This window comes from Actinomadura sp. HBU206391, from assembly GCF_014323665.1.
Lineage (GTDB): Bacteria > Actinomycetota > Actinomycetes > Streptosporangiales > Streptosporangiaceae > Actinomadura_C.
In genome coordinates, this window is record NZ_JABVEB010000137.1 from 1 (window position 1) to 14,652 (window position 14,652).

Sequence of the window (14,652 nt, forward strand, 5' to 3'; positions counted from 1 at the left end):
CGCGTGAAGGGTGTGTTCGGTGGCCCCCAGAAGGGCCACCGAACACACCGCCGCATGAAAACGCCTCTGCTCGCCGGAGATCACCTGGACCGCCGGGCCTTCAGCGGGCGGGAGGCGTTCGCCGGTTCACGGTCTGTTCGTCCAGCGCCGCCGCCAGGCTCCTCGCGGCTGCGGCCGACGGCAGTTTCAGGGCCACCCAGGACCCGTCCCGGAAGAGGAGATCGAGTCGTCGGCGCCGGGGACGCAGGGACGCGTCCCGCACCGCGACGTCGTCGCGGGACGGCTCCGTCGCCACTGTCACCGTGACATCCGAGAGATGCCTTTGCTCGGGTATCGCGACGAGGAGCCGATCAGCGGTCACCGCGAGCCACAGGTCGCCGAAGGGATGATGATTGTGCGTCCAGTGCGCGCCGTACACCTCGAGGGCGAACCGGCCCGCGTCGCTCGTCCAGCCACCGTCCATGCACCGTCCATGGAACAGGCGGCCGAGCCGGCGAAACGGCCACTTGGCGGCCTCGAGAAGCAGATCGAGGACGGTCTCGAATGCGTTGATCGCCAGCAGGACGACCACGACGAGCACTGATGAACGGCTCGACGGCCCGGACCGGCGCTCGGGCAGCAGCCGGGCCGGTGGCTTGGGCAGATGGTGGTCGAGCTCGCCATCGGTCACGTAGTGCAGGGTCTCGCCCGGCTGCAGCAGCGTAGTGATCTGCATGCGTACCGAGTCCTGCTCGGTCCGTGTGGGCACGGGCCCCCGGTGATGGACATGAACCGGTTCGCGCCCGTCGGTATCGCCCGTCATCGCTCACCCTTCGCTGATCACTGTGTCCGATCATGGATGCAATTGGTCTGATCGTCACGTGTCCGATACTGACAAGCCCGGCGCGAGGAGCTTAGGCTCTGGCGGTCTCAACATCGTCGGACAAGAGGACCTCATGTTCGCCAAATCCCTCAGCGCGCGCCGCAGGCTGATCGCCTCGGCCGTCGCCGTGGCCTTCACCGCCGGAGTCTTCGCCGCCTCCACCCCCGCGGCGAGTGGTGACTCCGCCCGCCACGGCAGGGGCGGCTCCCACACGGTCGACCTGCAACTCCTCGCCATCAACGACTTCCACGGCAACCTCGAGCCCCCGCAGGGCTCCTCGGGCCAGGTGACCGAGCTCGACCCGGCCACCGGCACCACCAAGCCCATCGACGCGGGCGGCGTGGAGTACCTCGCGACCTCGCTGCGCAACGCCCGCAAGGGCAACAAGAACTCCATCACCGTGGCGGCCGGTGACATAGTCGGTGCGAGCCCCCTGCTTTCCGGGTTGTTCCACGACGAGCCCACGATCGAGGCGATGAACAAGATCGGCCTCGACGTCGCGGGCGTCGGCAACCACGAGTTCGACGAGGGATCGGCCGAACTGCTCCGCCTGGAGAAGGGCGGCTGTCACCCGGTCGACGGCTGCTACGCGAAGGGCCGCAAGTTCAAGGGCGCGGACTACCCGCTGCTCGCGGCCAACGTGCTGTCGGAGAAGACCAAGAAGCCGATCCTGCAGCCGTACTGGATCGAGCGGCGCCAGGGCGTCAAGGTCGGCTTCATCGGCGTCACGCTCGAGGGGACGCCCAACATCGTCACGGCTGAGGGCGTCAAGGGCCTGCAGTTCCGCGACGAGGTCGAGACGATCAACACCTACACGCGTGCCCTCAAGAAGCAGGGCGTGAAGGCCATCGTCGCGCTCGTGCACGAGGGCGGCATGCCCGCATCATCCGCGTACAACTATGACTGCGACGGCACCCCGAACGGGATCTCCGGACCGATCGTCGACATCGCCAAGGGCATCGACTCCGAGGTCGACGCGGTCATCACCGGTCACACCCACCAGGCGTACGTCTGCACGATCCCGGACCCGTCGGGCCGGCCGCGCCTGGTCACCAGCGCCTCCTCCTTCGGCAAGCTCTACACCGACCTGGACATGCGCTACGACCGCCGGAGCGGCGACATCGTCCGTACTTCGGTCAAGGCGGCCAACCACGTGGTCGTCCGCACCCAGCCGAAGGCCGCGGACCTCACCCAGCTGCTCACCGACTGGAAGAAGCTGGCCGACCCGGTGGCCAACCGCCCGTTCGGCTACATCACCGCGGACATCAACGGCCGGGGCAGCACGGCGCTCGAGAAGCCGCTCGGCAGTGTGATCGCCGACGCCCAGCTCGAAGGGCTCGCGCCCGCCGACAAGGGCGGTGCTCAGCTGGCGTTCATGAACCCGGGCGGCATCCGCGCCGACCTGGTGTACGCCGCCTCCGGCGCCGAGGGCAACGGGGTGGTCACCTATGGCGAGGCGTTCGCGGTGCAGCCGTTCACGAACATGATGAACGTCTTCGACTTCACCGGCGCGCAGATCCTCACCGCGCTGCAGCAGCAGGTCAGCGGTGCCAACGAGGCGTCGCCGAGGATCCTGCAGGTGTCGAAGGGGTTCACCTACACCCTCGACCTGACCAAGACGGGCGCCGATCGAATCGTCGCCGACTCGGTCCGGCTGAACGGCGCGCCGCTCGACCCTGCGGCGACCTACCGGGTCGCGATCAACGAGTTCCTCGGCGGCGGTGGTGACGGCTTCCCGGTCTTGAGGGAGGGTGCCAACAAGCTGGTCGGGCCCTCGGACCTGGACCTGTTCACCGCCTACCTGGCCGCGCACTCCTCGGCCGCCGCGCCGCTGGCCCCGCCCGCCCAGGACCGCATCACCATCATCCGATAACCGCACCGACATCCGATAGCCGCATCACCGACATCCGATAGCCCGCGCTCTCCCGCCGTGATCAAGCAACGACGAACAACTGCATGATCACGGCGGGGGAAGACGCACCGCCACCTCACCCGTGATCATGCAGTTGGGTGCGTCCCTCTCTCGTGATCATGCAGTTGTGCGTGCGTGGGTTGCCGGGCGGGGGGATGGCCGTGCGCAAGCGCATGATCACGGCGGGGTGTGGGGTGGGCGGTCGCTGGGGGCGTGGGTGGGTGGTCGTCGGCCGGGGACGTTGAACACCCAACTTGTGGGAGCGTGCCCACGGATGTTCGTGCTGGTCAGGGCTTGATCGTTTTTGCTGGGTGGAATGCCTGGCTTGTACCCATTGTGTGCTGGATCACAAGAAGTTAACATCCCGCTCATCGAAGCGATTCGACGAATCGCTTCGACACCCAGGCTTCACCCCGCCCTGGAGGAACCCGCATGTTCAAGAGAGGCAAAGGCGCCGCACTGCTCGCGGCGTTCGCCGTGGGATCGCTGGTGCTGTCCGCCTGTGGCGGCGGCGACGATACGTCCGGCTCGGCCGGCAAGGAGCTCAAGCTCTGGCACTACGAGGGTCCCACCAGCGCCATGGGAGTGGCCTGGAAGCAGGCGATCCAGGAGTTCGAGAAGTCCCACCCGGGCGTGAAGGTGAAGTTCGAGGAGAAGGGCTTCGAGCAGATCCAGAAGACGGCGCCCATGGTCCTCAACTCCAAGGACGCCCCCGACATCATGGAGTACAACAAGGGCAACGCCACCGCCGGTCTGCTGTCCAAGCAGGGGCTGCTCACCGACCTGACGCCGCAGGTCACCAAGCGGGGCTGGGACAAGCTGCTCGGCCCGAGCGTGCAGACGACGGCGAAGTACGACGCCAAGGGCGTCATGGGCGGCGACAAGTGGTTCGGTGTGCCCAACTACGCCGAGTACCTCATGGTCTATTACAACAAGGACCTGTTCGAGAAGAACGACGTCAAGGTGCCCACGACCTTCGCGGAGTTCACCGCGGCGATGGACGCCTTCGTCAAGAAGGGCATCACGCCGCTCGGCAACGGCGGTGCCGAGTACATGGCGCAGCAGTACCTCTACCAGCTCGCCCTGACCAAGGCCGATCGCACCTGGGTCGACAGCTTCGAGCGCTACACCGGCAAGGTGGACTTCCACGATGCCGCCTGGACATACGGCGCCACGACCTTCGCCGACTGGGTGAAGAAGGGCTACATCGCCAAGAACTCGGTGAGCGTCAAGGCCGAGGACGCGGGCGTCGCGTTCGTCTCCGGCAAGTTCCCGATGCTGTTCTCCGGCAGTTGGTGGTACGGCCGGTTCGCCACCGACATCAAGGCGTTCGAGTGGGACTCCTTCCTCTGGCCGGAGAGCAAGCTGACGCTGGGCTCGAGCGGCAACATCTGGGTCGTCCCGCAGGGGTCCAAGAACAAGGACCTGGCCTATGACTTCATCGACATCACGATGAAGAAGAACATCCAGAACGCCCTCGCCAACGCGGGCGGCGTGCCCGTCGCCGCCGACCAGGCGGGGGTCACCGACGCCAAGAACAAGAAGCTCATCGAGAACTTCACCACGCTCGCCGGCAACGACGCGCTCGCGTACTACCCGGACTGGCCGGTGGCCGGTTTCTATGACACGTTCGTCGCGCAGACCCAGAAGCTCATCAACGGCAGTGCGACCCCTGACAAGGTCCTCAGCGATCTGCAGAAGGCCTATGACAGCGGCGTGCCCAAGTAGCCGGCCGGGCCGCCTCGCGGTGCGGTGCACCGGCCCGCGCACCGCACCGCGAAGCGGCGAAGGGCTCTCCCGCAAGGGCTCTCACGGAAGGACGCTGCCATGACCCGACCCGCGAGCACGAAACCCCCGTCGCAGACGCCGGGCCCGGCGGGCGGGGGCGGGGCCGCACCCGCCGCGGCGCCGGGGGGCACCAGGCCCTGGCGGTCCGATCGCGCGGCGTATCTGCTCTATCTGCTCCCCGGGCTGCTGCTGTTCATCGGCGTCATCGTGGTGCCGTTCCTCATGAACGTCGGTACGAGCTTCACTGAATGGTCAGGTGTCGGCGCTCCCACATGGGTGGGCGTGGACAACTACAAGACGCTGCTGGCGGACGCGGAGTTCTGGGCCTCGTTCCGGCACAACGTCGCACTGATCGTCGCGATGGCGATCATCCCGACGGCCATCGGGCTCGTGCTCGCCGCGGCGCTGACCGACTTCATCGGCAAGAACTTCGGCGCGCGTACGGCCAGCGTGCTGCGGGCCTGCGTCTACCTCCCGCAGCTGCTGCCGGTCGTGATCGCGGGCATCGTGTGGAGCTGGATCCTCGCGCCCGACGAAGGGGCGGTCAACGAGCTGCTGGCGGCCGTCGGCCTGGACTCGCTCGCGCACGACTGGCTCGGCGATCCCAAGACCGCCATGGCCGGCGTGATGGTGGTCATGGTATGGATCCAGGTCGGCTTCCCCCTGGTCATCTTCATGTCCGGTCTGCAGCGGGTCGATCCCTCGCTGTACGAGGCGGCGGAGATCGACGGAGCCTCGTGGTGGCGGCGGTTCCGGCACATCACGATCCCGCAGATCCGGCCGGAGATCTTCGTCTGCCTGCTGTGGTGCACGATCGCCTCACTGAAGGCCTTCGCGCCGATCTACGTGCTGACCAAGGGCGGCCCGGGCGGCGCGACGAACGTGCCGTCGTACTTCTCGTACCAGAACTTCTTCGACAAGACCGACGTCGGCTACGGCTCGGCGATCGCCACCGTGCTCACCACGATCATCGTGGCGCTGACCGTCGTGTTCCTGCGGGTGCAGAGCAAGAACCTGGAGGAGCAATGAGCGCCACCGCCGCCGAGTCACAGGCCGAGTCGCCGCTCAAGCCACCGCTGAAGTCACGGCCCAGGCCGCGCGCGAGAACGCGACGGCGGCGCGACCCGTCGAGCCACGTGGTGCTGGTGGCGTTCATCGTGCTCGCCGTCGTCATGCTGCTGCCGTTCGTCATCGTCGTGTTCAACGCGCTGAAGACACCGGACGAGTACGGCGCGAACGGGGCGCTCGCCCCGCCCGAGGGCCTGCACCTGCAGGGGCTCAAGGACTTCTGGGAGCGCGTGGATTTCGGCCGCAAGCTGGTGAACAGCATCATCATCAGCGGATCGGTGGCCGTCCTCGCGGTGATCCTTTCGGTGCTGAACTCCTACGCCCTCGGCATCGGCCGGATCAAGGGCCGCCTGTGGATCCTCGTGCTGCTGCTGATGGCCAACACGCTGCCGCAGGAGGCGCTGGTCTATCCGCTCTACTACCTGTCGAAGCAGCTCGGCCTCTACGACACCCGGCTCAGCGTGATCATCGTGTTCGCGGTGATCCAGAGCGCCTTCGGCACGTACTTGCTCTCGTCGGTGCTGAGCGCCTTCCCCAGGCCGCTTTTGGAAGCGGCCCGCATCGACGGGGCGAGCAAGTGGCAGGTGCTGTGGCGGATCGTGGTCCCGGTGACCCGGCCGACCCTGGCGGTGCTGCTGGTGTTCTTCTTCATCTGGACCTGGAACGAGTTCCTGATCCCGCTCGTGTTCCTCATCTCCAACGACAACCAGACCGTCTCGGTGGCCCTCGGCGTGCTCCAGGGGCAGCGCCTCATGGACGCCACGATGTCGAGCGCCTCGGCCCTGCTCGGCATCCTCCCGACCCTCATCTTCTTCCTGATCTTCCAGCGCACGCTCACCCGCGGCCTCACGGCGGGGGCCATCAAATGACCCCGGCCCGGCCCTTTCCCCACACTGCCCGAGTCTGAGAGGTACGACCGGTACATGAAGTTCACCGATGGCTACTGGATGATGCGGAAGGGCGTGCACGCCGCTCACCCGGTCGAGGTCCTCGATTGCACGGTCGCCTCCGGGACGCTCGTGGTCCACGCGCCGACGAAGCGGATCCGGCACAGGGGCGACCTGCTCAAGGGCCCGGTCGTGACGACCGCGTACAGCAGCCCCATGCCGGACGTCATCGGCGTCAAGATCACGCATTTCGCCGGGGAGGTCCCGCGGCGCCCGGAGTTCCAGCTCCATCAGGGCTCCGCCGACCCGCGGATCTCGGTGGACGACGACGCGGCGGTGCTCACCTCCGGCGAGTTGTCCGTACGCGTCGACCGGGGCGAGGAGTGGCGGGTGGACTTCCTGGCCGGCGGCCGCAGGCTCACCACGAGCGGAGCCAAGGCCGTCGCGCTCGTCGACACCGATGACGGCGAGCACTACATCCGGGAACAGCTGGAACTCGGCGTCGACCACCACGTGTACGGCCTCGGTGAACGCTTCGGCCCGCTGGTCAAGAACGGTCAGACCGTCGACATCTGGAACGCCGACGGCGGCACCGCCAGCGAGCAGGCCTACAAGAACGTCCCGTTCTTCCTCACCGACGGCGGCTACGGCGTCTTCGTCGACCACCCGGGCGAGGTGTCCTTCGAGATCGCCTCCGAGGCGGTCTCGCGGGCGCAGTTCAGCGTCGAGGGGCAGTCGCTGCAGTACTTCCTCATCTACGGCCCGACGCCCAAGGAGATTCTGCGCAAGTACACGGCGCTCACCGGGCGGCCCGCGCGGCTGCCCGCCTGGTCGTTCGGCCTGTGGCTGTCCACCTCGTTCACGACCTCCTACGACGAGGGCACCGTCACCGAGTTCATCGACGGCATGGCCGAGCGCGACCTGCCGCTCAGCGTCTTCCACTTCGACTGCTTCTGGATGCGCGAGTACAACTGGTGCGACTTCGAGTGGGATCCGCAGACCTTCCCCGACCCGCGCGGGATGCTGGGCCGGCTCAAAGCGCGGGGGCTGCGGATCTCGCTGTGGATCAACCCGTACATCGCCCAGCGCTCACCGCTGTTCGCCGAGGGCAAGGCGCACGGCTACCTGCTCAAGCGGCCGAACGGCGACGTGTGGCAGTGGGACCTGTGGCAGCCCGGCATGGGGCTGGTCGACTTCACCAACCCCGAGGCCCGCGAGTGGTACGCCTCGAAGCTCGACGCGCTGCTCGACATGGGCGTCGACTGCTTCAAGACCGACTTCGGCGAGCGCGTCCCGACCGACGTCGAGTACTTCGACGGGGCCGACCCGGAGCGGATGCACAACTATTACACCTACCTCTACAACCAGACGGTCTTCGACCTGCTCCGCAAGCGCCGCGGCGAGGCCGAGGCCATCGTGTTCGCCCGGTCTGCCACGGCGGGCACCCAGCAGTTCCCGGTGCACTGGGGCGGCGACAGCGAGTCGTCCTTCGCCGCGATGGCCGAGAGCCTGCGCGGCGGTCTGTCGCTCGGCATGTCCGGTTTCGGCTACTGGAGCCATGACATCGGCGGGTTCGAGGGCACGCCCGACGCCGCGGTGTTCAAACGGTGGATCGCGTTCGGGCTGCTCTCCTCGCACAGCCGGCTGCACGGCAACCACTCCTACCGGGTGCCGTGGCTGTTCGACGACGAGGCCGTCGACGTGCTGCGGTCCTTCACCCGGCTGAAGCTCGGCCTCATGCCGTACCTGTCGGGCACCGCCCGCCAGGCCTACTCCGAGGGGGTGCCGATGATGCGGGCCATGGTCGTCGACTTCCCCGGTGATCCGGCCTGTACGCACCTGGAGCGGCAGTACATGCTGGGCGACGACCTGCTCGTCGCGCCGGTGCTGTCCGAGGACGGCGAGGTCTCCTACTACGTGCCCGAGGGCACGTGGACGCACTACCTCACCGGCCGGCGGGTCGCCGGGCCGCGATGGGTGCGGGAACACCACGGCTTCGACAGCGTGCCACTGCTCGTACGGCCCGGCGCCGTCGTACCGGTGGGCGCGGTCGACGACCGGCCGGACTACGACTACGCCGACGGCGTCACGCTGCGGGCGTACGAGCTGCCGGACGGTGCCCGCGTCACGACCGAGGTGCCCGCGCCGACCGGAGAGATCACCGCAACGTTCACGACCCGGCGGGACGGCGGCGAGATACGGGTCGAGGCGACCGGCGCGCCACCCGGGTGGCGGGTGCTGCTCGTCGGTGTACGGGCCGCCCTGTCCGTCGACGGAGGCACGACGACCGAGCACGAGCAGGGCACGCTGGTCGAGGCCGAGCAGGACTCGCTGTCCATCAGGGGGGTCGGATGACCGAGCGTAGCGAGGCAGATGATGCGGTCGAGCGTAGCGAGGCAGGCAGCGTGGACGAGCGGAGCGACGTGGTGAACGTGACCTTTCCCGAGGACTTCCTGTGGGGCGCCGCGACCGCCGCGTACCAGATCGAGGGAGCGGCTGACACCGACGGCCGGAGTCCGTCCATCTGGGACGTCTTCAGCCGTACGCCGGGCAAGGTCCTCGCGGGCGACACCGGAGACGTGGCCACCGACCACTACCACCGGTGGCCCGAGGACGTCGAGTCGATGAGCGCCCTGGGCCTGGACGCCTACCGCTTCTCGATCTCCTGGCCGAGGGTGCTGCCGGAGGGCCGGCCGGACCTCGGCGGCGGTCTCGACCGCAGGGGCGTGGACTTCTACTCCCGGCTCGTCGACGCGCTGCTCGAACGCGGCATCGCGCCGGTCGCGACGCTCTACCACTGGGACCTGCCGCAGGGCCTGGAGGAGGCCGGTGGCTGGCCGGCCCGCGACACCGCGCTGCGGTTCGCCGACTACGCGGAGCGGATCGGCGCGGTGCTGGGCGACCGGGTGCACACCTGGACCACGCTCAACGAACCGTGGTGCACCGCGTTCCTCGGCTATGCCTCCGGCGTGCACGCGCCCGGCCGCACCGAGCCGGCCGCCGCGCTGGCCGCCGCCCACCACCTCAACCTGGCGCACGGCCTGGCCACCCGTGCGCTGCGCAGCGTGGTGTCGCCGACGGCGCAGCACTCCATCACGCTCAACCTGCACCTCCTACGGGGTGAGCCCGAGGCGGTCCGCAAGATCGACGCGGTGGCCAACCGGATCTTCCTCGGGCCGCTGCTGGACGGTCGATACCCGGCCGACCTGATCGCCGACACGGCGGGCGTCACCGACTGGTCGTTCGTGCGCGACGGCGACGAGGCCGCCATCGCCGCGTCGCCGGACGCGCCCCTCGACATGCTCGGCGTGAACTACTACTCGCCCTCGTTCGTGCGGCTGTGGAACGGCGACAAGCCCCGGTCGACGGCGGACGGGCACGGCGCCGGGATGGCGTCGGCGTGGGTCGGCGCCGACGACGTCGAGTTCGTCCGGCTGCCCGGGCCCTACACGGAGATGGGGTGGAGCATCGACGCGACCGGGATGGAGGAACTGCTGCTGCGGCTGCACCGCGAGCACCCGGGCGTACCGTTGATGATCACTGAGAACGGCGCCGCGTTCGACGACCGGATCGCCCCGGACGGGCACGTCCACGACGACCGCCGGATCGAGTATCTGCGCGACCACCTCGCGGCGGTCGCGCGGGCCATCGCCGCCGGGGTGGACGTACGCGGTTATTTCGCATGGTCACTGCTCGACAACTTCGAGTGGTCCTATGGCTACTCAAAGCGTTTCGGCCTCATCCATGTCGACTATGAGACGCAGCGGCGCACGTGGAAGGACAGTGCCTTGTGGTATCGCGATGTCATTTCCGCCAATGCCATTGTGTCGGAGGTGTGAGCCGTTTAGTCTTTATATTATCGAAACGCTTCAAATAGGGGTGGCCGGTGAATTGCCGGTGGCTCGTGAAGTAGGGGTGGTTCGTGGTCAAGATCACTGATGTCGCCCGCCACGCGGGAGTGTCGCCGAGCACGGTCTCGTATGTGCTGAGCGGCAAGCGCTCGATCTCCGCCGAGACCCGCAGCCGGGTGGAGGAGAGCATCCGCGAGCTCGGCTACCGCCCGCACGCCGGGGCCAGGGCGCTGGCCAGCAACCGCTCCAACGTGCTCGCGCTCGTAATCCCGCTGCGGGCCGGCATCCATGTGCCGGTCGTCATGCAGTTCGCGGTCTCGGTGGTCACCACGGCCCGGCGGCACGATCACGATGTCCTGCTGCTCACCCAGGAGGAGGGGGAAGAGGGGCTGCGCCGGGTGGCCGGCAGCGCCCTGGTCGACGCGCTGATCGTGATGGACGTGCAGATGCACGACGCCCGCATCCCGCTGCTGCGCACCCTGGGGCGCCCTGCCGTGCTCATCGGCTTTCCCGAGGAGCCCACCGGCCTGACCTGCATCGACCTGGACTTCAGGGCCGCGGGTGAGGTCTGCGTCGACCATCTCGCCGAGCTCGGGCACCGGTGCGTCGGGTTGATCGGCTCGCCCCCCGAGGTCTACGAGCGCGAGACCGGCTTCGCGCAGCGCACCGCGGACGGCTTCATGGTCGCCGCCCGCCGCTATGGCCTGACGTCCACGGTGCATCCCTGCGAGGCCACCGCCGAGGCCGCCCAGGCGATGGTCGCGACGTTGCTGGACGAGCACCCCGACCTGACCGGTGTGGTGGTGCACAACGAGCCGATCGCCCGGCCGATCGTGGAGGCGTTCCGCCGAGCGGGGCGCCGGGTGCCCGAGGACCTGTCCGTCGTCGCCATCTGTCCCGACGAACTCGCCGAGCACGCCGAGCTTCCGCTCACCTCGGTGGCCATCCCGGCCGAAGAGGTGGGCTACCGGGCCGTTGAACTGCTCATGGAAAAGCTCGAGGGAAATGACGTCCCCGCCGCGACCCTATTGCCCCCACGCCTGACCCGACGCGCCAGCACGGCGGCCCGGGCCGGCGGCGACTGACGAAGGGAAGAATTGCCGAATGAAAAGATCATCGACACGAGGCAGGGCCGTGGTCGAATCGCTTCGATTATGAAATCGAATGCGCTTCTCCGCTAGGTCGCGCGTATGAGGGAACCGCTGACGACCTGTGAGGCATCGGGGGATGGGGCCAACATTTCCGTGAAATGCTCGAGGAGGACCAGTGCATCCCACCCATCGACCCGCTCGGCCACCCGGACGCCGACGCCGGTCGCTGATCCCGATGTTGATCATCGCGCTGCTGGCGGCGCTGGGGCCGGCGAACCTGGCGAGCGCGCGTGAGACCTATCCGTTCCAGAACCCCCGGCTCGCGCTGAACGCGCGCGTCGACGACCTCCTCGACCGGCTCACGCTGGACGAGAAGGTGTCGCTGCTGCACCAGTACCAGCCGGCCATCCCACGGCTCGGCGTCAAACCCTTCAAGACCGGCACCGAGGCGCTGCACGGCATCGCCTGGTCGACCGACCGCAACTCCAGCCCGCCCGGAGCGGTGGTCACCGCGACGTCGACGGTGTTCCCGCAGTCGGTGGGCCTCGGCGCGACCTGGGACCCGGCGCTGATGAAGCAGGTCGGCGCGGTGGTCGGCACTGAGGCGCGCGGATTCAACGCCGAGAACCCGCAGGTCTGGGGCCTGCAGCTCTGGGCGCCCGTGGTCAACCTGCTGCGCGACCCGAGATGGGGCCGCAACGAGGAGGGCTACTCCGAGGATCCGTACCTGACCGGTCGGATCTCCACCGCGTACGGCAAGGGCATCGAGGGCGACGACCCCGACAAGCTCCGGGCCGCACCGGTGCTCAAGCACTACCTCGCCAACAACAACGAGATCCTGCGCGACCGCACCTCCTCGAGCCTGCGGCCGCGGGTGAAGAAGGAGTACGACGAGCCCGCCTTCAAGGCGGCGATCTCGGCCGACGCCGCGACCGGCGTGATGATGGCCTACAACCTGATCAACGGCCGGCCGGCCACGGCCCACTCCGACGGCAACGACGTGATCCGCAAGTGGACCGACAGGGAGCTCTTCAACGTCACCGACGCCGGCGGGCCGAACAACCTGGTGGGCAGCCAGCAGTACTACGCCACGCTCGCCGAGGGCAACGCGGCGACGCTCAAGGCCGGCGTGGAGAGCTTCACCGTCGACGACACCAATTCCTCGCCCACGATCGACTCGATCAAGGCGGCGCTGTCACAGGGGCTGCTCACCGAGTCCGACGTCGACACCGCCGTACGCCGCATCCTGCGGATCCGGTTCCGGCTCGGCGAGTTCGATCCGGACGGCGGGCCGTACGGGAAGATCACCAAGGAGGTCGTCGACACCCCCGCCAGCCGCAAGCTCGCGCGCAAGGCGGCCGGCGAGGCCGCCGTGCTGCTCAAGAACCAGAGCAAGACCCTGCCGTTGAACGCCTCGAAGACCGGCAAGGTCGCGGTGGTGGGGCCGCTGAGCCAGACCCTCTACACCGACTGGTACTCCGGCAGACTCCCGTACAAGGTCACCCCGCTGGACGGCGTCAAGGAACGGCTGGGCGCCGGCGGAACCGTCACGGGCAGCGAGGCCGTCGACCGGATCGCCCTCAAGGACGCCGAGACCGGCAGGTACGTCACCGCGCCGAGCGGCGCCGGCGGGCCGCTCACGGCGACCGGCACCTCGGCCGGCACCTCTCAGAGCCTTGACGTCTTCGACTGGGGGCAGGGCGTGCTCACCCTGCGCAGCGCGGCCAACGGCAAGGTCGTCGGGCGCACCGATTACAGCCCGGAGTCGACCTTCTCGAACACCCAGGACCAGCCGAGCGGCTGGTTCGTCCAGCAGATGTTCAAGTTCGAGGACGCCGGCGACGGTGAGTACGTCATCCGGTACGCCGGTTACGAGACGCCCAACGATTGGGAGGGGCCGAACAACTACGTCACCGTGCGCGATGACGGCACCCTGATCCTGGGCGCGGCGACCGCGGCGGAGGCCACGAAGTTCGCCAAGGAGACCATCAGCACCGGCGTCGACGAGGCGGTCAAGGCCGCCACCGGTGCCGACGCGGCGGTCGTCGTGGTCGGCAGCATGCCGTTCATCAACGGACGCGAGGACCACGACCGCACCGACATGAACCTGGCCGAAGGCCAGCAGGAGATCGTGAAGGCGGTTCGTAAGGCCAACCCCAACACGATCGTGGTGCTGGAGAACAGCTATCCCACGACGATCAACTGGGAGCAGGAGAACGTCCCCGCGATCCTGTGGACCTCGCACGCCGGCGCCGAGACCGGGCACGCCATCGCCGACGTGCTCTTCGGCGACGTCAACCCCGCGGGACGGCTGCCACAGACGTGGTACCGCTCGGCGGGCGATCTGCCCGACATCCTCGAGTACGACATCATCAAGACCGACCGGACCTACCAGTACTTCCGGGGCGACCCGCTCTATGCCTTCGGGCACGGCCTGTCCTACACCTCGTTCCGCTATGGCCGGCCGAGGCTGAGCACCGGCTCGGTGACGGCGGACGGCAAGGTGACGGTGTCGGTCGAGGTGACCAACACCGGCAGGCTCGCCGGCGACGAGGTGGTCCAGCTCTACACCCACCAGAGGACGTCGCGGGACAAGCAGCCGCTCAAGCGACTGCGCGGCTTCGAGCGGGTGCACCTCGAGCCGGGTCAGCACAAGACCATCCGGCTGACGCTGCGCGCGGCCGACCTGGCGCACTGGGACGTCACCCGCGACAGATGGGTCGTGGAGTCGGCCGAGCACGACCTAATGATCGGCGCCTCGTCGGCCGACATTCGGCAGCGCGCCACGCTGAAGGTCCGCGGCGAGACCATCCCGCCGCGCGACCTGGGCAGGGACACCCGCGCCGCCAACTTCGACGACCAGCAGGGCATCGAGCTGGTCGACGAGACCAAGGTCCGCGGTGACTCGATCGGCCGCACCGACGCGGGCGACTGGATCAAGTTCGCCGACGCGAACCTGTCCCGAGGCGCCGAGCGCTTCACGGCGCGGGTGGCGAAGGCGAGTGCCGGCGACACCACGATCCAGATCCGGCTGGGCGGCCCGTCCGGCCGGCTCGTCGGCACGGTGAACGTCCCGTCGACCGGCGACCCGTACGCCTATCGGGACGTCACCACCGCGATCACCGGAGCCTCGGGACGGCAGGACGTCTATCTCGTCTTCGGCGGTGACCTGCGCCTGAGCTCGTTCAGTCTC

General features: G+C 68.3%; 9 protein-coding genes. 8 read left to right on the forward strand and 1 reads right to left on the reverse strand.

Annotated elements, in window-relative coordinates; all coding sequences use genetic code 11:
- Positions 1 to 100 precede the first annotated feature (100 nt).
- A complete protein-coding gene (locus HKK72_RS27200; protein WP_187237281.1) occupies positions 101 to 748 on the reverse strand; it encodes a hypothetical protein in 648 nt (215 codons plus the stop codon).
- A gap of 187 nt (positions 749 to 935) precedes the next feature.
- Here HKK72_RS27200 and HKK72_RS27205 point away from each other — a divergent pair, with 187 nt between their 5' ends.
- The 8 genes from HKK72_RS27205 to HKK72_RS27240 form a co-directional block, all read left to right on the forward strand.
- Positions 936 to 2,735: a bifunctional metallophosphatase/5'-nucleotidase gene (locus HKK72_RS27205; protein ID WP_187237282.1), complete on the forward strand. Its 1,800-nt coding sequence runs from the start codon at positions 936 to 938 to the stop codon at positions 2,733 to 2,735.
- 471 nt (positions 2,736 to 3,206) lie between these two features.
- Complete coding sequence (locus HKK72_RS27210; protein ID WP_187237283.1) at positions 3,207 to 4,502, forward strand: ABC transporter substrate-binding protein; 1,296 nt, start codon at positions 3,207 to 3,209, stop codon at positions 4,500 to 4,502.
- 99 nt (positions 4,503 to 4,601) lie between these two features.
- On the forward strand, positions 4,602 to 5,591 hold the full coding sequence (locus tag HKK72_RS27215) for a carbohydrate ABC transporter permease (protein WP_187237284.1): 990 nt from the start codon (positions 4,602 to 4,604) through the stop codon (positions 5,589 to 5,591).
- The gene (locus tag HKK72_RS27220; protein ID WP_187237285.1) at positions 5,588 to 6,499 is read left to right on the forward strand and encodes a carbohydrate ABC transporter permease; all 912 of its coding nucleotides are present in this window, start codon (positions 5,588 to 5,590) and stop codon (positions 6,497 to 6,499) included. Before HKK72_RS27215 ends, HKK72_RS27220 begins: the two co-directional genes overlap by 4 nt.
- A gap of 54 nt (positions 6,500 to 6,553) precedes the next feature.
- Positions 6,554 to 8,872, forward strand: a complete 2,319-nt coding sequence (gene yicI / locus HKK72_RS27225) for an alpha-xylosidase (protein ID WP_187237286.1) — start codon at positions 6,554 to 6,556, stop codon at positions 8,870 to 8,872.
- Positions 8,869 to 10,356, forward strand: coding sequence for a GH1 family beta-glucosidase (locus tag HKK72_RS27230; protein ID WP_187237287.1), 1,488 nt, complete (start codon positions 8,869 to 8,871; stop codon positions 10,354 to 10,356). The genes yicI and HKK72_RS27230 overlap by 4 nt, the downstream gene beginning before the upstream one ends.
- An 83-nt stretch (positions 10,357 to 10,439) precedes the next feature.
- Complete coding sequence (locus HKK72_RS27235) at positions 10,440 to 11,453, forward strand: LacI family DNA-binding transcriptional regulator (protein ID WP_187237288.1); 1,014 nt, start codon at positions 10,440 to 10,442, stop codon at positions 11,451 to 11,453.
- Positions 11,454 to 11,694: 241 nt separating this feature from the next.
- Positions 11,695 to 14,652: glycoside hydrolase family 3 protein (locus tag HKK72_RS27240; protein ID WP_187237289.1), on the forward strand; the 2,958-nt coding region annotated here is incomplete at its 3' end.